General features: G+C 66.0%; 19 protein-coding genes. 9 read left to right on the plus strand and 10 right to left on the minus strand.

Translation table 11 applies throughout. The features are described from left to right. Nucleotides 1-33 precede the first annotated feature (33 nt). Together ACO07J_RS01775 and ACO07J_RS01780 are read left to right on the plus strand one after the other, a co-directional pair. Nucleotides 34-1,248 carry an NADP-dependent isocitrate dehydrogenase gene (locus ACO07J_RS01775; protein WP_422025737.1) on the plus strand — a complete coding sequence of 405 codons (1,215 nt, stop codon included), beginning with the start codon at nucleotides 34-36 and terminating at the stop codon, nucleotides 1,246-1,248. A gap of 126 nt (nucleotides 1,249-1,374) precedes the next feature. After that, on the plus strand, nucleotides 1,375-1,710 hold the full coding sequence (locus tag ACO07J_RS01780) for a DMT family transporter (RefSeq protein ID WP_422025739.1): 336 nt from the start codon (nucleotides 1,375-1,377) through the stop codon (nucleotides 1,708-1,710). A 6-nt stretch (nucleotides 1,711-1,716) separates the two neighbouring features. Here ACO07J_RS01780 and ACO07J_RS01785 read toward each other — a convergent pair whose 3' ends face one another. Next, a complete protein-coding gene (locus ACO07J_RS01785; protein ID WP_422025741.1) occupies nucleotides 1,717-1,923 on the minus strand; it encodes a DUF6356 family protein in 207 nt (68 codons plus the stop codon). Between the two features lie 123 nt (nucleotides 1,924-2,046). On the opposite strand from ACO07J_RS01785, the gene ACO07J_RS01790 reads away from it, so the two are divergent. Beyond that, nucleotides 2,047-2,505, plus strand: a complete 459-nt coding sequence (locus tag ACO07J_RS01790) for an Lrp/AsnC family transcriptional regulator (RefSeq protein WP_422025743.1) — start codon at nucleotides 2,047-2,049, stop codon at nucleotides 2,503-2,505. Between the two features lie 132 nt (nucleotides 2,506-2,637). On the opposite strand, the gene ACO07J_RS01795 is transcribed toward ACO07J_RS01790, so the two are convergent. Beyond that, the gene (locus ACO07J_RS01795) at nucleotides 2,638-2,925 is read right to left on the minus strand and encodes a DUF1467 family protein (protein WP_422025745.1); all 288 of its coding nucleotides are present in this window, start codon (nucleotides 2,923-2,925) and stop codon (nucleotides 2,638-2,640) included. Beyond that, nucleotides 2,925-3,329: a methylmalonyl-CoA epimerase gene (mce, locus tag ACO07J_RS01800; RefSeq protein ID WP_422025747.1), complete on the minus strand. Its 405-nt coding sequence runs from the start codon at nucleotides 3,327-3,329 to the stop codon at nucleotides 2,925-2,927. Before mce ends, ACO07J_RS01795 begins: the two co-directional genes overlap by 1 nt. A gap of 159 nt (nucleotides 3,330-3,488) precedes the next feature. On the opposite strand from mce, the gene ACO07J_RS01805 reads away from it, so the two are divergent. Continuing rightward, on the plus strand, nucleotides 3,489-4,205 hold the full coding sequence (locus ACO07J_RS01805; protein WP_422025749.1) for a response regulator: 717 nt from the start codon (nucleotides 3,489-3,491) through the stop codon (nucleotides 4,203-4,205). A gap of 110 nt (nucleotides 4,206-4,315) precedes the next feature. Here the strand turns inward: ACO07J_RS01805 and ACO07J_RS01810 are convergent, their stop codons facing one another. The 3 genes from ACO07J_RS01810 to ACO07J_RS01820 form a co-directional block, all read right to left on the minus strand. After that, complete coding sequence (locus tag ACO07J_RS01810) at nucleotides 4,316-5,032, minus strand: GNAT family N-acetyltransferase (protein WP_422025750.1); 717 nt, start codon at nucleotides 5,030-5,032, stop codon at nucleotides 4,316-4,318. A 175-nt stretch (nucleotides 5,033-5,207) separates the two neighbouring features. Beyond that, the gene (locus ACO07J_RS01815; RefSeq protein ID WP_422025752.1) at nucleotides 5,208-6,464 is read right to left on the minus strand and encodes a DUF1501 domain-containing protein; all 1,257 of its coding nucleotides are present in this window, start codon (nucleotides 6,462-6,464) and stop codon (nucleotides 5,208-5,210) included. An 11-nt stretch (nucleotides 6,465-6,475) separates the two neighbouring features. Beyond that, the gene (locus ACO07J_RS01820; RefSeq protein WP_422025754.1) at nucleotides 6,476-7,780 is read right to left on the minus strand and encodes a DUF1800 domain-containing protein; all 1,305 of its coding nucleotides are present in this window, start codon (nucleotides 7,778-7,780) and stop codon (nucleotides 6,476-6,478) included. Between the two features lie 248 nt (nucleotides 7,781-8,028). On the opposite strand from ACO07J_RS01820, the gene ACO07J_RS01825 reads away from it, so the two are divergent. Then, a complete protein-coding gene (locus ACO07J_RS01825) occupies nucleotides 8,029-8,505 on the plus strand; it encodes a hemerythrin domain-containing protein (protein ID WP_422025756.1) in 477 nt (158 codons plus the stop codon). An 18-nt stretch (nucleotides 8,506-8,523) separates the two neighbouring features. Here ACO07J_RS01825 and aspS read toward each other — a convergent pair whose 3' ends face one another. Further along, nucleotides 8,524-10,305, minus strand: a complete 1,782-nt coding sequence (gene aspS / locus ACO07J_RS01830) for an aspartate--tRNA ligase (protein ID WP_422025758.1) — start codon at nucleotides 10,303-10,305, stop codon at nucleotides 8,524-8,526. 262 nt (nucleotides 10,306-10,567) lie between these two features. Here aspS and ACO07J_RS01835 point away from each other — a divergent pair, with 262 nt between their 5' ends. Further along, the gene (locus tag ACO07J_RS01835) at nucleotides 10,568-11,800 is read left to right on the plus strand and encodes a class I SAM-dependent methyltransferase (RefSeq protein ID WP_422025760.1); all 1,233 of its coding nucleotides are present in this window, start codon (nucleotides 10,568-10,570) and stop codon (nucleotides 11,798-11,800) included. A gap of 31 nt (nucleotides 11,801-11,831) precedes the next feature. On the opposite strand, the gene ACO07J_RS01840 is transcribed toward ACO07J_RS01835, so the two are convergent. Further along, on the minus strand, nucleotides 11,832-12,956 hold the full coding sequence (locus ACO07J_RS01840) for an aminodeoxychorismate synthase component I (RefSeq protein ID WP_422025762.1): 1,125 nt from the start codon (nucleotides 12,954-12,956) through the stop codon (nucleotides 11,832-11,834). A gap of 162 nt (nucleotides 12,957-13,118) precedes the next feature. Here ACO07J_RS01840 and carB point away from each other — a divergent pair, with 162 nt between their 5' ends. From carB to ACO07J_RS01855, 3 genes are all read left to right on the plus strand, one after another. Then, nucleotides 13,119-16,427: a carbamoyl-phosphate synthase large subunit gene (gene carB / locus ACO07J_RS01845; RefSeq protein WP_422025764.1), complete on the plus strand. Its 3,309-nt coding sequence runs from the start codon at nucleotides 13,119-13,121 to the stop codon at nucleotides 16,425-16,427. 212 nt (nucleotides 16,428-16,639) lie between these two features. Continuing rightward, nucleotides 16,640-16,762 (plus strand): hypothetical protein, encoded by a 123-nt coding sequence (locus ACO07J_RS01850; protein ID WP_300895694.1) that lies wholly within the window; start codon nucleotides 16,640-16,642, stop codon nucleotides 16,760-16,762. 142 nt (nucleotides 16,763-16,904) lie between these two features. After that, nucleotides 16,905-17,027: a hypothetical protein gene (locus tag ACO07J_RS01855; RefSeq protein WP_422025766.1), complete on the plus strand. Its 123-nt coding sequence runs from the start codon at nucleotides 16,905-16,907 to the stop codon at nucleotides 17,025-17,027. A gap of 76 nt (nucleotides 17,028-17,103) precedes the next feature. On the opposite strand, the gene ACO07J_RS01860 is transcribed toward ACO07J_RS01855, so the two are convergent. After that, entirely contained in the window at nucleotides 17,104-18,813 is a 1,710-nt protein-coding gene (locus ACO07J_RS01860; protein WP_422025768.1) for an ABC transporter ATP-binding protein, read from the minus strand. A 2-nt stretch (nucleotides 18,814-18,815) separates the two neighbouring features. Next, nucleotides 18,816-19,880 (minus strand): ABC transporter permease, encoded by a 1,065-nt coding sequence (locus tag ACO07J_RS01865; protein ID WP_422025770.1) that lies wholly within the window; start codon nucleotides 19,878-19,880, stop codon nucleotides 18,816-18,818. Nucleotides 19,881-19,885 lie beyond the last annotated feature (5 nt).

The raw sequence follows: 19,885 nt of genomic DNA on the forward strand, positions 1-19,885 counted from the left end.
TCTTTTGCAGGCACCCTTGCCGAGGAGCATGACATGTCGAAGATCAAGGTAGACAACCCCATCGTCGAGATGGACGGCGACGAGATGACCCGCATCATGTGGGATTTCATCAAGCAGAAGCTGATCCTGCCCTATCTGGATATCGACCTGCTTTATTACGACCTCGGGATCGAGAACCGGGATGCAACGAGCGACCAGGTCACCATCGACGCCGCCGAGAAGACCAAGGAGGTGGGCGTCGCCGTCAAATGCGCCACCATCACGCCGGACGAGGCCCGGGTCGAGGAGTTCGGCCTCAAGGAGATGTGGCGCAGCCCGAATGGCACGATCCGCAATATCCTTGGCGGCGTGGTGTTCCGGGCGCCGATCATCTGCCGCAACGTGCCGCGCCTCGTGCCGGGGTGGACCAAGCCCATCGTGATCGGGCGCCATGCCTATGGGGACCAGTACCGCGCGACGGACATCAAGTTTCCGGGGCCCGGCAAGCTGAGCCTCAAGTTTGTCGGGGAGGACGGCGAGGTGATCGAGAAGGAGGTGTTCGACGCCCCCTCCTCCGGCGTCTACATGGGCATGTACAACCTCGACGACTCGATCCGCGATTTCGCGCGGGCGTCGATGAACTATGCCCTGTCGATGGGCTGGCCACTTTACCTGTCGACCAAGAATACCATTTTGAAACAATATGATGGCCAGTTCCTGCTGCTGTTCGAAGCGGTGTTCGAGGCCGAGTTCAGGGACAAGTTCGAGGAGGCCGGGATCACCTATGAGCACCGGCTGATCGACGACATGGTCGCCTGTGCGATGAAGTGGAGCGGCGGCTTCGTCTGGGCCTGCAAGAACTACGATGGCGACGTGCAATCCGACACCGTGGCGCAGGGTTTCGGCTCGCTTGGCCTGATGACCTCGCAACTGATGACGCCCGACGGCAGGATCGTCGAGGCCGAGGCGGCCCATGGCACCGTCACCCGCCACTATCGCCAGCACCAGAAGGGCGAGGCGACCTCGACCAACTCCATCGCCTCGATCTATGCCTGGACGGGCGGGCTGAAACACCGGGCCAAGCTGGACGGCAACAAGGCGCTGATGACCTTCGCCACCACGCTGGAGCGGGTCATCGTCGAGACCGTGGAATCAGGGTCGATGACCAAGGACCTCGCCCTGCTGGTGGGGCCCGATCAGGGCTGGCTTACCACCATGGGATTCCTCGAGAAGATCGATGAAAACCTCGACAAGGCGCTGGCGGGCTAGGCACCCCGGCGCCCCCGGTGGCAGGAAGGGCTCAGGCGGCAGAGGCGCGCGGCGGCGTCGCTTGACCCCGCCGTGAAACCCCTGCGATATGGGCGAAAGTCCCACCCCGAGCCCCAGGTGCGCCCCATGCTGAAAGTCTACCTCATCCTGCTGCTGGCCGTTCTCTGCGAAGGGGTTGGGTCCACCTGTCTGCAGGCATCGCAGCAATTCACCCGTTTCTGGCCCTCGGTGGGCGTGGTGGCCGGGTTCGGCTCGGCCTTCTACCTGATGATGATCGTGCTGAAATACATGCCGCTGGGCATCACCTACGCGATCTGGTCGGGTCTGGGCATCTGTTTGACGGCGTTCCTCGGCTGGCTGTTCTTCAAACAGGGGGTCGATTTTCCCGCGATCCTGGGGATGGCGCTGATCGTCGCGGGCATCGTGGTGATCAACCTCTATTCGAAAACCGCCACCCACTGACCCGGCTCAGGATCCGCGATTGTGGGTCTTGGCGTACATCTCGGCGATCATCCGGCTGGCCGTCTTTTCGAACAGGCAGGGGATGACGGCGTGAACCAGCGCGCAGAACCCGGCGGCGAAGAGTTTGACGCTGAACTTGCCGGCAAAGGCCGCGTGTTCGAGATAGGTTTCATCCACGCTGCGCGGGTGGTCGAGGAAGGTCTTCGTGATCATCGTGTACTCCTGTCTGCGCCAATTTCCTTGCCATATGTTTAACGTGCCGCGCCGTGGCAGTTTTCCCAATTTCACGAAGAACCCGATTGATTGCGGGATGATTTCCCAAGTATCCTACAAATCATGAGCGAAATTGACGATATCGACCGGCGCATCCTGACCGAACTCCAGCGCAGTGCCGACCTGCCGCTCGACCAGCTTGGCGAGCGGGTGGGCCTGTCGCGCAACGCCTGCTGGCGGCGGGTCAAGGCGATGGAGGCGGCGGGGATCATCCGGAAACGCGTGGCGCTGCTGGATGCGGAGAGGCTGGGCTTCGGCCTGACGGTGTTCATGCAGATCAAGGCCGCCGCCCATGATGCCGACTGGCTGGAGCGGTTTGCGCGGGCCACCAAGACCATGCCGGAGGTGCAGGCGGTCTACCGGATGACCGGCGAACTCGACTACCTGATCCGGGCCCGGGTGGCGGATATGAAGGGCTATGACCGGCTGTACCAGAGGCTGGTGGCGAAGGTGCCGATGGGAGATGTGTCGGCGTCGTTCGTGATGGAGGAGATCAAGGAAACGACGGAATTGCCGCTGTGACGGCGGGGTTGGACGCGAATCGGGGTTAACGCGTTGATATGGCGGGGAAACCGGGTATCGGTATCGCGTCGGTATAACGTCGGTATTTTGTCGGTGTTCTTGACCGACATTCGCCGGGTTAACGCATCGGCCTCAGGAGGCCACTTCGGTCGCGGGGCCCATCCGGTCGAACATGTCGATATCGCGCACGGTGATCGTGCCGGTGATGATGATATAGGCGAGGATCGACCAGATCACCGCCGAGACCCCCGTCACGATCAGCGCTTTCTTCTTCAGGTGATGCTTCTCCGGCGAGCCGGAATGGGTGCCCGGCACCACCTCGCCCGCCTCCCCCTGCGTCTGGATGCGCAGGGGCAGCACGACGAGGAAGGTCATGAACCAGACCACCATGAACAGGACGATGCCCGAGGCGATGCCCATCAGACCTGCTCCAGTTCCACGAGGCAGCCGTTGAAATCCTTGGGGTGCAGGAACAGCACCGGCTTGCCATGGGCGCCGATCTTGGGCTCTCCCGAACCCAGCACGCGGGCGCCGCTTTCCTTCAGGTGGTCGCGGGCGGCGAGGATGTCGTCGACCTCGTAGCAGACATGATGGATGCCGCCCGAGGGGTTCTTCTCGAGAAAGCCCTTGATCGGGCTGTCCTCGCCCAGCGGATAGAGCAGCTCGATCTTAGTGTTGGGCAGCTCGATGAAGATGACGGTGACGCCGTGATCGGGCTCGTCCTGCGGTGCGCCCACATTGGCACCGAGCGCGGTGCGGTACTGGTCGGCCGCGGCCTCGAGGTCGGGCACGGCGATGGCGACATGGTTGAGGCGTCCGATCATGGGGGCATCCTTCGGGCTGGTTGGCTGGGGCCGTTATGCCGGGGCCGCGGGGCGCGTGCAAGCGGCAGGACAGCGCACCCCCGGCCCGCCGGGCAGCGCTTAACCGTTCATTAGGCGTGATGGCCTAGCGTGAGTCGCATCGCAGCAAGGGAGCAGCCGATGACAACGCCCGACAGTTTCCGCAGCCCGACCCGGCCGACGGCCAGCCGCCCGCTTCTGGGCATGACCATCCTTGTGGTCGAGGACAGCCGCTATACCTGTGAAACCCTGCGCCTGATGTGCCTGCGCAGCGGCGCGCGGATCAGGCGGGCGGATTGCCTCGCCTCGGCGCGGCGGCACCTGAAGGTGTACCGGCCCTCGGCGGCGATCATCGACATGGGGCTGCCGGATGGATCGGGGCTCGACCTGATCGACGAGCTGGCCCGCGCGGTACCGCGGGTGGGCGTGCTGCTCGGGCTGAGCGGCGACGACAGGGCCGAGACGGAGGCGCTGGCGGCCGGGGCGGACGGGTTCCTGGCCAAGCCGCTCGACAGCCTGGCCACGTTCCAGGAGACGATCCTGTCGGCCCTGCCCCCCGACGCGGTGCCCAGCGGCCCGCGCGCCGTGACGCAGGAGGCGGTTCACCCCGATAATGTGGCGTTCTGTGATGACATGTCCCACGTGGCGACCCTGCTGGAACAGCGGCAGGACGGGCCGACGATCGACTACGTGGTGCAGTTCCTGGGCGGGGTCGCGCGCTCGGCCCGGGATCACACGCTGGAACGCGCGGCGAGCGACCTGGCCCGCAGCCGTTGCCAGGGTGATCCGCAGCGCGAGAAGGTGGCGCGGCTGATGCAGATGGTACATGCGCGGATCGAGAGCCGGGCGGCGATCTGAGAGGCATCGAGGCGGCCGGATCTGGCGGGACGCGACATGGTTGGCCTGACCGGAAGCCGGACCTGCCGGCAGGACGGCCCGGAGGGCCATAGCAGGCAGGCCGGGCGCGGCTATTTCAGCGAAGGGTCCGAGCCGGCGCGCACGAGGCGGGTGAGATCGCTCAGCCGCTCCTTCTGGTGTCCCTCGGCATCGAAATTCGAGGGCGAAAGCCAGGCGCGGAAGGCCTCCTCCAGCGCGGGCCATTCGCTGTCGATCACGGCGAACCAGGCGGTGTCGCGGTTGCGGCCCTTGACCACCGTGGCCTGCCGAAAGACGCCCTCGTAGGTGAAGCCCAGCCGCTGCGCCGCGCGGCGCGAGGGGCGGTTCAGCGCATCGCATTTCCATTCGTAGCGGCGATACCCCGCCTCGAAGGCCCATTTCATCATCAGGTACATCGCATCGGTCGCGGCCCGCGTGCGCTGAAGCTGGGGCGACATGGCGATGAAGCCCACCTCGATCGAGCCCGCCGCGGGCTGCATCCGCAGGTAGGAGGCGAAGCCGCCATAGGTGCCGCTGACCTTGTCGCGGATGGCGTAAAAGAGGATATCGTCGCGCTGGGTGGCGCCGCGCATCCAGCGATGGAACTGCGCGGCCGAGGCGAAGGGGCCGTCGGGCATGTAATCCCAGACATCGTCATGCCCGTCGAACGCCTTGTAGAGCAGGGCGGCATGACGGTCGGCATCGAGCGCCTCGAGCTCGGCATAGCGCCCTGCCATCGCCTCGCCCGTGGGCAGGGGCGGCGGTGTCCAGTCGGGAACGGCCGGCCCCAGTGGCCGCGCATCTTGCATCGGATTGCCCTCTTCTGCCTGCATTTTGAGGGCAGAATAGGCCCGCCGCGCGGAAAATGGAAAGGAAAACGCGCCGGTCGGGACTCGCCCCCATTGCCGCAGGCCGCTGGGTGCCAGGCGTCCCGAATTGTCCTTCCGAACGCCGCGGGGGCGCCCGGGCGGTCCGTGGCGGGCGTCAGAGGATCAGCTTCGGGTCGGGACCAAGCTCGACCCCCGGAAAGACGGTGCGCTCGATCAGCCCGGCGTCGAGGCCGAAAAGCTGCCGCATGATCCAGCCGGCATGGGCGCGCACGTCGCGGGTGGGCATCAGGTCGCGTCGGTCGTAGAGGTCGGCCTCGGCCAGCCCCGGCCAGTCGCCCACCACCCGTCCGCCGCGCAGCGCGCCGCCGGCAAAGAGCATCGCGCCGCCGGTGCCGTGATCGGTGCCGCCGGTGCCGTTGGCGCGCGCGGTGCGGCCGAACTCCGTCATGGCGACAACGGCGGTCTTTTCCCAGACCGGGCCCAGCGCCTCGCGCAGGGCGAGGATGTTGCCGGCAAGGTCGTCGAGCGACCGCGAGAGCTGTCTGGGTTGCCTGGAATGGGTGTCGAACCCGTTGACCGACCACGCCGCGATGCGGGTGTCGCCGCGCAGCCGACCGGCGGCGAAACGGGCGATCTCGTCTAGCCCGTCCTTCTTCTTGCCGGCGCCCGCCATGCTGTCCTGCATGGTGCCCATCATGCCGGAACTGTCGAGCGCCGCGTCCGCCGCACCCGCCTGGCCGGACAGGGCGAGGCTGACCTGCGAGAGGGCAATCGCCTCGGCGGTGGCATCACGGAACAGCGGATCGCCATGCATGACCATGTCGAGCAGCTTTTCCGCCTGCGGGCTGAGCGGCAGGGCGGCATCGGGCGACCAGTTGGCCACGTCCGCCTTGCCGCGTGTCAGCAGCATGTCGGAATGGCCGATGGCGTAGGCGGTTTCCGCCTCGGTGCCGGGCAGGCCCTGCAGCAGGCGGTTGAGCCAGCCGTCACGCTCCTGCGCGCGGCCGAGCGAGGCGGTGCCAGCCTCGAGGATGTCCTGCCCATCGAAATGGCTGCGCTTGTCCCGGTAGGGGGTCGAGACGGCATGGGCAAAACCCAGCTCGCCCGCCTGCCACAGCGGCATCAGCGGCGCCAGCGCCGGGTGCAGCGCGTAGAACCCGTCGAGGTCGAGCTCACCCGGCACCGCCCCGTCCAGCAGGCTGCCCCGATAGTCGCCGAACTCTGGCGCCCCATACGGGCGCACGGCATCCAGCCCGTCGAGCCCGCCGCGCAGGATCAGGACGACCAGCCGGTTCTCGCCCGGCGCGCTGGCCATGGTCACCGGCGTCACCAGCGGGCTGGCCGCGAGCGAACAGCCGAGCGCCGCGCTCCGGGTCAGGAACAGGCGGCGGGACAGGGTCTGGCGGGTCATGGCAGAGATCCTTACATGCGCTGGAAGGCGGGGGAGGCGAGCACGATGCCGACCCCCTCGGCCCGGGTTTCGGCGGCGCGGGCGGCAAAGCGCACCTCTTCCGGCACGCGGCGGCCGAGGGCGGTCTCGACGAACTCCCGCGGGTCGGGCAGCACGCGGCGAAGTTCGAACGGCACCGTCATGCCCCAGATCAGCCGGGCGGAGAGGCGCTGGGGCGTGATCCACTCGGCGTCGGCTTCGGGCCAGCCGTCGGGGCCTCCGGGCTGTCCCCACTCCTGCCCCATGAGCAGGAGGGGAGTGAGGAAAAGCCGCCGCATCCGGCCCAGCTTGTCGTCGGGGATGTGTTTCGGCACGATGTCGAGCGCCCGCAGGCTGGAGCCGACGAAATCCAGCGGCTGCTTGATGTTGCCGGGCTGGTCGGCCCAGGCGGCCGGGTGGTCGAGCATCGCCGCATAGACCTCGGGCAGGTCGCCGTCGGTTTCCGCATAGCGTGCCGCAATGGTATCGACGAGCGCCTCGTCGGGCGTGTCGGAGACGAAATGCACCGCCAGCTTGCGGGCGATGTGCCGGGCCGTGGCCGGGTGACGGGCGAGATCGTCGAAAGCGGCGTAGATGTCCTCGAGCCGGGCCTTGCCGGGGCCGCCATACTCGACCGACAGGACCGTTTCCGCGCCGGGCTCGGCAAAGGCCGGGCGGAACTCGAAACCGCCCTTCAGACGATAGGTCAGCCCCGTCAGAAGCTCGGCCAGTTGCCGCACGTCGGCCTGGCCATATGGCCCGTCCACCCCGAGCGTGTGCAGCTCCAGCATCTCGCGGGCGAGGTTCTCGTTCAGCCCGGCCAGCTTTTCGTTCTTCGCCGTTGCGCGGCTGTTGGGTCCGGCCGAACGCCCCTGGTCGAGAAACCGGAGCATCACCGGATGCGTGGCCGAAGCGCGCAGCAGGTCGGCGAAGCGACCGGCCACGTGGGGCCGGATCGCCTCCTCGGCATAGATGGCATGGCTGAACTGAAGTGCCCCGCCCTTCTCGAACGCGGTGAAGTGATCGGCCCAGAAGGCCACCAGACGCTCGCGAAAACCGTCTTCGGTCAGGGCCCGGCGCCGCATCACGCTGGCCAGCCAGCGACCGCCGTCGCGAAACATGGCCCGTTCGGTCTTTCGGCGGGCCTTGAGCTTGGCCGTCTGCTCGGCCTCGGTCCGGGCCGATCGGTGGGCCTTGCGCGCTTTTCGGATCGCGACGTAATGCGCAACCGCGGCGGAAAACCCCGGAATCGGAAACGCCTCGGCCGCGCGGTCGGGACCGGTGAGCCGCGAGAGCATCTGCTCGGCAGATTCGGGTGGCGCAATTCGCGGCGAAAGTCCGCATCCGAAGCGGATTGCGGCACGTTCGGGATCAAAGCTCATGGGGCGGGCTCGAAATGGGTCGGAACGTCAAGGTCTACATAACATGGAACGCGGGCTGTTTCACCTTCCGTCGCGGGTTTGTGACGGGTGACGCCGCGGCGTGCGGAACTCCGCCGAACGCTCTGCGTTGATACGTTTTTGACGTAATCCAGGGAAACCGAGACATGCCGTCGATCTACGATGCCATCCAGGACGACCACCAGACCCACCGCAAGCTGCTGAAACAGATTGCCGACACCTCGGGCGACAGCGAGGAGCGCCGCACGGCCTGGGCGGCCTTCTACGAAGACGTGAAATCACACGCGGCGGCGGAGGAGGAGACGTTCTATTCCAAGCTGATGAACAAGACCTGGGGTCAGGACGCCGCGCGCCACTCGGTGCACGAGCATCAGCAGATGGACGACATCCTGGAAGAGCTGAACGAGATGGACATGTCCTCGCCCGGTTGGCTGCAGCGGTTCGAGACGCTGAAGCACGATTACGAGCACCACATGGACGAGGAGGAGGACGACGTCTTCACCCGCGCCAGGGAGGTCTTCGCCGAGGAGGAGACAGAGGCCTTCGGCGGCCGGTTCCTCAAGCGCAAGGAAGAGGAACGCGGGCTGATCGAGGAGAAGCGCGAGGATAGTCTGGAGGACTGACCCTGGCGCAGGGCGGGGTCACTCCTGCGGAATGACCCGCAACCCCAGTTCCATGAGCTGATCCGAGGTCGGTTCGGACGGTGCGTTCATCATCAGGTCCTCGGCGCGCTGGTTCATCGGGAACATGATGACCTCGCGGATGTTCGAGGTACCGGCCAGCAGCATGACGATGCGGTCGATGCCCGCCGCGCAGCCGCCGTGGGGCGGCGCGCCGTACTGGAAGGCGTTGACGAGGGCGCCGAAGCGTTTGCGCACCTCGGCCTCGTCATAGCCGGCCAGTTCGAAGGCCTTGAACATGATCTCCGGCTTGTGGTTCCGGATGGCGCCCGAGACGATCTCGTAGCCGTTGCAGGCGAGGTCGTACTGATAGCCCTTGACGGCGAGCGGGTCGCCCTCGAGCGCCTCCATCCCGCCCTGCGGCATCGAGAAGGGGTTGTGCTCGAAGTCGATGGCACCGGTCTCCTCGTCCTTCTCGTAGATCGGGAAGTCGACGATCCAGGCGAAGGCGAAGCGGTTCTGTTCCGTCAGTTCGAGCTCCTCGCCGATCACGTCGCGGGCCTTGCCGGCGACACGTTCGAAGGCGGCGGGCTTGCCGCCGAGGAAGAAGGCGGCATCGCCCACGCCGAGGCCCAGCTGTTCGCGGATCGCCTCGGTGCGCTCGGGGCCGATGTTCTTGGCCAGCGGGCCGGCCGCTTCCATCCCCTCGCCCTGGTCGCGCCAGAAGATGTAGCCCATCCCCGGCAGGCCCTCCTTCTGGGCGAAGCTGTTCATCCGGTCGCAGAACTTGCGGCTGCCGCCCGTCGGTGCCGGGATGGCGCGGATCTCGGTGCCGTCCTGTTCCAGCAGCTTGGCGAAGATGGCGAAGCCCGAGCCGCGGAAATGCTCGGAGACGTCCTGCATCTCGATCGGGTTGCGCAGGTCGGGCTTGTCGGTGCCGTATTTGAGCGCCGCTTCCTTGTAGGGGATCTGCGGCCAGCTTGCCGGGTCGTCGACCTTGGCGCCTTTTCCATGCTCCTCGAACACGCCCGCGATGACGGGTGCGATGGTGTCGAAGATGTCCTGCTGGGTGACGAAGGACATTTCCATGTCGAGCTGGTAGAAATCGGTCGGCGAGCGGTCGGCGCGCGGATCCTCGTCGCGGAAGCAGGGCGCGATCTGGAAATACTTGTCGAAGCCCGACATCATGATCAGCTGTTTGAACTGCTGCGGGGCCTGCGGCAGGGCGTAGAATTTCCCAGGGTGCAGGCGCGAGGGCACGAGGAAGTCGCGCGCGCCCTCGGGCGAGGACGCGGTGATGATCGGCGTCTGGAACTCGCGGAAATCCTTGTCCCACATGCGACGGCGGAAGGAGGCGACCACGTCGGAGCGCAGCGTCATGTTGCGCTGCATCGCCTCGCGGCGGAGGTCGAGGTAGCGATAGCGCAGGCGGGTTTCCTCGGGGTATTCCTGGTCGCCGAAGACGATGAGGGGCAGTTCGGCCGCGGCGCCCAGCACCTCGATATCGCGGATATAGACCTCGATCTCGCCGGTGGGGATGCGCGGGTTCACGAGGCTCTCGTCGCGCGCCTTCACGGTGCCGTCGATGCGGATGCACCATTCCGAGCGGACCTTCTCGACCTGCGAGAAGACCGGGCTGTCGGGATCGCAGAGCACCTGGGTCATGCCGTAATGGTCGCGCAGGTCGATGAACAGAACCCCGCCATGGTCGCGGATGCGGTTCACCCAGCCCGACAGGCGGACGGTCTCGCCCACGTTCGACTTGGTCAGTTCAGCGCAGGTGTGGCTGCGGAATGCGTGCATGATACCCTCTCACCGGGCCCGGGCGGCCCTTGCTCTCGGTCCGCGCCGATACACATGGCCGGGGCGGCAAAGTCAAGGGCTGCCGCCCTTCCAGCCGCCACGGAAAGGTTGCAAAATCGTTTACAGGTGCATGATTTTCGGCGAAAATACCGGTTAGCGAGCAGATAGCCGGGGGAACCGGGTGTTTTTAGGCAGGTTTTACTACATCGCGACAGGGCGCCGTGGGTGGGCGCAGATCCGCAAGACCAAGATGGGGTGAACCATGTGGGACAAGATTTTCGATGGGTTTCTTACCCATCTCATGCATGTCGGCGATTTCCGGCTTACCTTTCCTGACGGCACGACACGGCATTATGGCGACGGGACCGGCAAGCCGATCTCGGTGACGCTGCACGACCCGACCCTGCCGCGCAAGATCATCATGTCGCCCGACATGGCGGTGGGCGAAGCCTATATGGACGCGCGCCTGACCATCGAGGATGACGACCTGTCCGGCTTCCTCGAGCTGGCCATCCGCAACGTCGGCATGCAGGGCGACCCGTGGTTCCGCAAGCCGCTGGCGCTGGGGCGGCACATGATGCGCCACCTGCAGCAATTCAACCCCGTGGGCCGGTCGCGCGCGAACGTGGCGCATCACTATGACCTCTCGGGCGAGCTGTACGACCTGTTCCTCGATGCCGACCGGCAGTATTCCTGCGCCTATTTCCGCCGCCCCGACATGACGCTCGAGGAGGCGCAGGAGGCCAAGAAGCATCATATCGCCGGCAAGCTGCTGATCGAGCCGGGGATGAAGGTGCTGGATATCGGCTGCGGCTGGGGCGGCATGGGCCTGACGCTGGCGCGCGATTACGGCGCCGAGGTCACCGGCGTGACCCTCTCGACCGAGCAGTACAACATGGCCAACAAGCGCGCCGAGGAGGCGGGGCTGGCCGACCGGTGCACCTTCGAGTTGATGGATTACCGCGACGTGAAGGGCCAGTTCGACCGGATCGTCTCGGTCGGCATGTTCGAGCACGTGGGCATCCCGCATTACGAGGAATATTTCCGCACGGTGAAGCGCCTGCTGACCGATGACGGCATCGCGCTCATCCACACGATCGGCCGGTCCGACCCGCCGGGCACGACGAGCCCGTGGATCCTGAAATACATCTTCCCCGGCGGCTATTGCCCGGCCCTGTCGGAAGCGATGCGGCCGATCGAGAACCAGGACCTGTTCGCGACCGATGTCGAGGTCTGGCGCCTGCATTACGCCGAGACGCTGCGCCACTGGCACGACCGGTTCATGGCCAATATCGACCGCGCGCGGGAGCTGTATGACGACCGGTTCTGCCGGATGTGGCGCTATTACCTGATCGCCTGCGAGATGACGTTCCGCCACAACCGGCAAGTTGTGTTCCAGTTCCAGCTGACCAAGCAGCAGGACGCGGTGCCGCTGACGCGGGATTACCTGTATTGCCAGGACGAGAAGGACGATCTGCGCCACGCGGCGGAGTGATGCCGCGCGACGTTCCCCCGGCCGGTATCGCTCAGGCGAAGGCCGGGGTGAGGCGCCGGGCGAAGCGCGCCTTCCAGAGCGCTTCCTCGTATTCGGACGGGGCGGTGCTGTCATGCACCACGCCGCCGCCCAGGTTGAGCACGGCCCCTGCCCTCTCCAGCATCAGCGTGCGGATGGCCACGTTGAACTCGGCCCGGCCGTCAGGCGCGGCCCAGCCGATACTGCCGCAATAGATCTCGCGCGGGGCGGTTTCGAGACCGGCAAGGATCTCCATCGCCCGCAGTTTCGGCGCCCCGGTGATCGAGCCGCAGGGGAAGAGCGCGCGGAAGATGTCCGACAGGCCCGTGCCGCCGCGCATCTGGCCGGTGACGAGCGAGGTCATCTGGTGGACCGTTTCGTAGCTTTCGACGGCGAAGAGCTCGGGCACGCGGACGCTGCCGGGGGTGCAGACGCGGGAGATGTCGTTGCGCAGCAGGTCGACGATCATCAGGTTCTCGGCGCGGTTCTTCTCGTCCGATGCGAGGAAGGCGCGGCGGCGGGCGTCCTCGGCCGGGTCATCGCTGCGGGGCTGGGTGCCTTTCATCGGTCGGGTTTCGATCCGGCCCGTGGCATCGGTGCGGAAGAACAGCTCGGGCGAGCGTGACAGGATGTCGGGGCCGTCATGGCCGGTGACCAGCGCACCGTGGCGCACCGGCTGGATGGCCGTGAGCGCCGCGTAGAGCGCCTCTGGCGTGCCGTGGGCCTGCATGGTGACCGGGAAGGTCAGGTTTGCCTGGTAGATGTCACCGGCGCCGATAAAGGCGTGCACGCGCTCGAAGGCGGCGGTGTAGTCTGCCTCGGACCATGCCGGGCGGAACCGGTCGAGCGCCGCCGGGCCGGAATGCAGGGGGGCTGCGGATTGCGGCGCCTCGTAGACACCGAAGCAGAGGAGCGGCAGGCGGCGGTTGCCGGGCATCAGGGCGGCCAGCCGCGGCTCGAGCACATAGCCCAGCTCGTAGCTGGCAAACCCGGCAAGCCACGCGCCGTCGGCACGCGCCGTGTCCAGCGCGGCAAGCGCGCGGGGCACCTCCGACAGCGTGTCGGCCGTGATCATCCGGCGAGGCGCCCCGAAGAGGGCCGGCCCGCCATCCGGGCCATGATCGAAGCGAATCTGCATCGTGCTGCATCCTTCTGTCGCCTCCCCGCGCCTGCCTACGCTGTCACGCTTCCGGCCACATCCCCAAAAACGGCAGGTCCACACGGCTTTGCGATCCCCCTTGCACAGAGGCGCGTGATGGATATAACCGCCAACAATTTGCGCTGCCCCGGGGAAACGACCATGCCGAAGAGAACCGATATCTCGTCCATCATGATCATCGGCGCCGGTCCCATCATCATCGGGCAGGCCTGCGAGTTCGACTATTCCGGCGCACAGGCCTGCAAGGCGCTGCGCGAGGAAGGCTACCGGGTGATCCTGGTGAACTCGAACCCGGCCACTATCATGACCGATCCGGGCCTGGCCGACGCCACCTATATCGAGCCGATCACGCCCGAGGTGGTGGCCCGCATCATCGAGAAGGAACGCCCCGACGCGCTGTTGCCCACGATGGGTGGTCAGACGGGCCTGAACACGGCCCTGGCCGTTGCCGATATGGGCGTTCTGGACAAGTTCGGGGTCGAGCTGATCGGCGCCAACCGCGAGGCCATCGAGATGGCCGAGGACCGGAAACTCTTCCGCGAGGCGATGGACCGGCTGGGAATCGAGAACCCCAAGGCCACCATTGCCAACAACATGGAAGAGTGCATGGCCGCGCTCGAGCATGTGGGCCTGCCGGCGATCATCCGCCCCGCCTACACGCTGGGCGGCACCGGCGGGGGCGTGGCCTATAACCGCGACGATTACGAATATTACTGCAAGTCGGGCCTCGATGCCTCCCCCGTCAGCCAGATCCTGATCGACGAATCGCTTCTGGGCTGGAAGGAGTACGAGATGGAGGTCGTCCGCGACAAGGCGGACAACGCGATCATCGTCTGCTCGATCGAGAACGTCGACCCGATGGGCGTGCATACCGGCGATTCGATCACCGTGGCCCCGGCGCTGACGCTGACCGACAAGGAATACCAGATCATGCGCAATGGCAGCATTGCCGTGCTGCGCGAGATCGGGGTCGAGACCGGCGGGTCGAACGTGCAATGGGCGATCAATCCCGAGGACGGCCGGATGGTCGTGATCGAGATGAACCCGCGGGTGTCGCGCTCCTCGGCGCTGGCGTCCAAGGCCACGGGTTTCCCCATCGCCAAGATCGCCGCCAAGCTGGCCGTGGGCTACACGCTCGACGAGCTCGACAACGACATCACCAAGGTGACGCCGGCGAGCTTCGAGCCGACCATCGACTATGTCGTCACCAAGATCCCGAAATTTGCCTTCGAGAAATTCCCCGGCTCGCAGCCCTACCTCACCACCGCGATGAAATCGGTGGGCGAGGCGATGGCCATCGGCCGCACCATCCACGAATCGCTGCAAAAAGCGCTGGCCTCGATGGAATCGGGCCTGACCGGCTTCGACGAGGTCGAGATCGAGGGCGCCCCGGAAGAGGCCGCCGTGATCAAGGCGCTCAGCCTGCAGACGCCCGACCGGATGCGCACCATCGCCCAGGCGATGCGCCACGGGCTGTCGGATGACGCCATCTTCAACGCGACGAAGTACGACCCCTGGTTCCTGGCCCGCATCCGCGAGATCGTCGAGGCCGAGGAGCGGGTGCGCAAGGACGGCCTGCCGGTCGACGAGGACGGGCTGCGCGCGCTCAAGATGATGGGCTTTACCGATGCCCGGCTGGCCGCGCTGACGGGGCGGACCGAGGGGCAGGTGCGCCGGGCGCGCCATGCGCTCAACGTCACCGCCGTCTTCAAGCGGATCGACACCTGCGCGGCCGAGTTCGAGGCGCAGACCCCCTACATGTATTCCACCTACGAGGCCCCGATGATGGGCGAGGTGGAATGCGAGGCGCGGCCCTCGAAACGCAAGAAGGTGGTCATCCTCGGCGGCGGGCCGAACCGGATCGGCCAGGGGATCGAGTTCGACTACTGCTGCTGTCACGCCTGTTTCGCGCTGACCGATGCGGGTTACGAGACGATCATGATCAACTGCAACCCCGAGACCGTGTCGACCGACTACGACACCTCGGACCGGCTCTATTTCGAGCCGCTGACCTTCGAGCACGTGATGGAGATCCTGCGGGTCGAGCAGGAGAACGGCACGCTGCACGGGGTGATCGTGCAGTTCGGCGGGCAGACGCCGCTGAAGCTGGCCAATGACCTCGAGGCCGAGGGCATCCCGATCCTCGGCACCTCGCCCGACGCCATCGACCTTGCCGAAGACCGCGAGCGGTTCCAGGCGCTGGTCAACAAGCTGGGCCTGCGCCAACCGAAGAACGGCATTGCGTCGAGCGACACCCAGGCGCTGGCCATTGCCGAGAGCATCGGCTTCCCGCTGGTGATCCGCCCGTCTTACGTGCTGGGCGGCCGGGCGATGGAGATCGTCCGCGACATGGCGCACCTCGAACGCTACATCAAGGAAGCGGTCGTGGTGTCGGGCAAGAGCCCGGTCCTACTCGATGGCTACCTGTCGGGCGCGATCGAATGCGATGTCGACGCGCTGTGCGACGGCACGCGGGTGCACGTGGCGGGCATCATGCAGCATATCGAGGAGGCCGGCGTGCACTCGGGCGACAGTGCCTGCTCGCTGCCGCCCTACTCGCTCGCGCAGGACACGATCGACGAGATCAAGCGCCAGACCGAAGCGCTGGCGCTGGAGCTGGGCGTGCGCGGGCTGATGAACGTGCAGTTCGCGGTCAAGGAGGGCGACATCTACCTCATCGAGGTGAACCCCCGCGCCAGCCGCACCGTGCCCTTCGTCGCCAAGGCGACCGACAGTGCCATCGCCTCCATCGCCGCGCGGCTGATGGCGGGCGAGACGCTGGATGCCTTCCCCAACCGCGGCCCCTACCCCGCCGACGCCAAGCCCGGCAGCCTGCCGATGGCCGACCAGATGACGCTGGCCGACCCGGCGATGCCGTGGTTCTCGGTCAAGGAGGCGGTGATGCCGTTTGCCCGCTTCCCCGGTGTCGACACCATCCTCGGCCCGGAAATGCGCTCGACCGGCGAGGTGATGGGCTGGGACGTGTCCTTCCCCCGCGCCTTCCTCAAGGCGCAGATGGGCGCGGGCGCGGTGCTGCCCGAAAGCGGCAAGGTGTTCTTCTCGATCAAGGATGCCGACAAGACGCCGCAACTGGTCGAGACCGCGCAGACGCTGGTGGACATGGGTTTCGAGATCGTGGCGACCCGCGGCACTGCGGCCTTCCTCGAAGGGCACGAGATCGCCTGCGAGGTGGTCAACAAGGTCTACGAGGGGCGGCCCGACGTGGTCGACATGCTCAAGGACGGGCAGATCGCGCTGGTGATGAACACCACCGAGGGCGCGCAGGCGGTCGAGGACAGCCGCGAGATCCGCTCGGTTGCGCTCTACGACAAGATCCCCTACTACACCACCGCCGCCGCCGCCCACGCCGCCGCACTGGCCATGAAGGCCCGCGACGAGGGCGACCTTGTGGTAATGGCGCTACAGGGGCCCGGGAAGTCCGCCGCCTGACGCAACGGCACATAAAACGCAAGCCATTGTAAACACGGTATTTTTTTGCGTTATCCACAGCCATGACCGGCGGTCTGCCCGGGTATGCACGGATTGCATAGATTTTAATCTTCATTTCTGTTGCGCGAATCCACTTGCGCCATATATGCGGGCTATGAGCCGCAGCGAAACGCGACTCGGACCTGACCCACTCTAGACCCAGGAGGCTGGACATGACCCGCGATGAACTGAACCGCGAACTTCGTATGCATAGTGCCACCTGGCAGTCGGTTGTGCTGGTATACGGTCTGCTCGTCGGTACGCTGGTGCTCTCGGCAATGGCCATCACCGCATAAAGGCAGGGCGGGCGCCCCCTGCGCCCGGTACCACGCTCTTCACAACCGAAAAGGCGCCGGGCGGTATCTACCGCGCGGCGTTTGTAGTTTGACACCCCCGGACGGCATCGTGCTGTCCCCCGTTCCGGGAAGGAAACCGAGAATGACACGAGATGAGCTGAACCGCGAGCTGCGCATGCACAGCGCAAGCTGGCAATCGGTGGTGATCGTCTATGGCCTCATCGTTGCGGCGATGGTGGGCTCGGCCATGTGGATCATCGGCTGACAATCAGAAAAAATCTGGTATTCGACGCGAAACGGCGGAGGGGTGACCCTCCGCCGTTTTTGCTTGTGACGGGCCGTCAGCTTCCGCTGGTCTCGGTGCCCTCGACCTTCTCGTCGCCCGGGTCGATCCTGGCCGAGGCCGCATCGCCCACGTTGTCGACGCCGCGCTCTTCCAGCAGCGTGGTCAGCCAGTCGGGGTCCATCTCGGGAACCGAGCTGAGCAGCAGGTCGGTATAGGGGTGGTGCGGGGGCGTGAACATCTCGTCCTTGGGCCCCTGCTCGACCACCTTGCCGTGCTGCATAACCACCACCTCGTCGGCGATCGACCGCACGGTGGCAAGGTCATGGGTGATGAACATGTAGGCCAGGTTCAGCTCGTTCTGCAGCCGGTCGAGCAGCTTCAGGATGCCCTCCGCCACAAGCTGGTCGAGCGCCGATGTCACCTCGTCGCAGATGATGAAGGTGGGCTCGGCCGCCAGCGCCCGGGCGATGCCGATCCGCTGTTTCTGCCCGCCCGACAGCTCTGGCGGGAAGCGGTTGTAGAACTTCGACGGTTCCAGCTCGATCAGGTCGAGCAACTCGTCCACCCGGTTCTTGAGCGCCGCGCCGGTCAGGCCGGAATAGAACTGCGCTGGCCGGCCGATGATCTCGGAGATCCGCACCTTCGGGTTCAGCGCCGTGTCGGCCATCTGGTAGATCATCTGGCACTGGCGCAACTGGTCGCGGCTGCGGTCCTTGTAGGAGGGCGGGAAAGGCTCTCCCTTGAACAGCACCTGCCCCTTGGACGGGGGCAGCAGCCCGGTGATCACCCGCGCCGTGGTGGACTTGCCCGAACCGGATTCGCCCACGACCGCCACGGTCATGCCCTCGTGGATGTCGAAGGACACGTCATCCAGCACCTTCGCCCCGCCGGTATAGGAGGCGTCGACGTTCTGCACCGAGATGAGCGGCGTGGCGTCCTTGGGCCGGTGCTTCTGATCCCGCTTGAAGCTGCGGACCGCCCAGAGCGACTTGGTATAGTCCTCCTTCGGGCTTTCCAGCATCTCCTTGGTGGGCGCCTCCTCGACCTCCTCGCCCTTCAGCAGCACCTTGATCGTGTCGGCCATCTGCGCCACGACCGCCAGGTCGTGGGTGATGTAGATCGCGGCGGTGTTGAACTGATCGACGATGTCGCGGATGGCCGCCAGCACCTCGATCTGGGTGGTCACGTCAAGCGCGGTGGTCGGCTCGTCGAAGATGATCAGGTCGGGCCGGCAGGACATGGCCATCGCCGTCATCGCCCGCTGAAGCTGCCCGCCCGACACCTGGTGCGGATAGCGGAAGCCGATCTCCTCGGGGTTGGGAAGGCGCAGGCGGCGGTAAAGCTCCACCGCGTCCTCCTGCGCCTCCATCCGTTTCTTGATGCGGTATTGCACCGGCGCCTCGGTGTGCTGGTCGATCAGCTTGTGCGCCGGGTTGAACGAGGCCGCCGCCGATTGTGCCACGTAGGCGATCCGCGAGCCCCGTAGGGCGCGCCTCTCGCTTTCGCTGGCGGTCGTCAGCTCCATCCCGTCGAACTCGATCGAGCCGTCCGAGATGCGCGTGCCGTCGCGGGCATAGCCCATGGCGGCGGCGCCGATGGTGGATTTGCCGGCACCGGATTCCCCGATCAGGCCCATCACCTCGCCACGGTGGAGGGTCAGGTCGACCCCCTTGATGATGTCGATCCACTGCTCGTCGCTGTAGCCCTGGATCTTCAGGTTCTTCACCTTGAGCAGGACATCGCTGTCCTTGAACTTGGTCGCCATTTTTATTTCTCCTTCAGGCCAGAGGACCGGAACAGCATCCAGTCGACCACGAAGTTCACCCCGACCGTCAGCAGCGCGATGGCGGCCGCGGGTATCAGCGGGGTGATGTCTCCGAACGAGATCAGGGTCGCGTTCTCACGCACCATCGAGCCCCAGTCCGCCGTGGGCGGCTGAATACCGAGCCCGAGGAACGACAGACCCGCCACCAGCAGGAACACGAAGCAGAATTCCAGACCGAACTCGGCCACCAGGGGGGCGGTCGAGTTGGGCAGGATTTCCCGGCGGATGAGGTACCACATGCCCTCGCCGCGCAGCTGCGCGGCCTCGATATAGTCCATCACCACGACGTTGCCCGCCACCGCCCGTGTCAGGCGGAAGACGCGCGGCGCGTAGATGATGGCCACGGCGATGATGATCACGATGATCTGCGGCCCGAAGATCGACAGCATCAGCAGCGCGAAGATCAGTGACGGGATCGACATGATCACGTCGGCCAGCCGGCCCATGAACTGGTCGAACCAGCCGCCCTTGGTGGCCGCCAGAAGCCCGGCCAGCGCCCCGAAGAAGAACGCCGCCAGCGTCGCCGACAGGGCCAGCCCCACCGAGTTGCGCGTGCCATAGACGATCCGGCTGAACATGTCGCGGCCCAGCTGGTCGGCGCCGAGCAGCATGTTCGAATCCGCCGGCGCAAAGGCCGAGGCGATCACCTGTGCCTCACCATAGGGCGCGATCAACGGGGCGAAGATGCCCATGATCGCGTAGGTGAAGATGACGAACATCCCGAAGGCCGCCGTCAGCGGCGCGGTCCGCAGTTCCTTGGCCATCTCGTCCGAGACCAGCGCGATCAGGAACTCGCGGAACGCGTAGGAGACCATCGCCGCCAGCGCCAGAACGCCCGCGCAGATCGCGACTGCCCGAAGCGCGCCCGTGCCGCCGATGATGCCCAGAACGAAGGACACCAGCGTCAGCGAGAACAGCAGCAGGAACGCCGATCTCTTGTTGAAGTAAGCTGCAAGGCAGGAACCGCCCAGAAGCAGCGTGTAATATCCGATTACAAACCAGCTCATGTGAC

This window comes from Roseovarius sp., assembly GCF_965228755.1.
Lineage (GTDB): Bacteria > Pseudomonadota > Alphaproteobacteria > Rhodobacterales > Rhodobacteraceae > Roseovarius.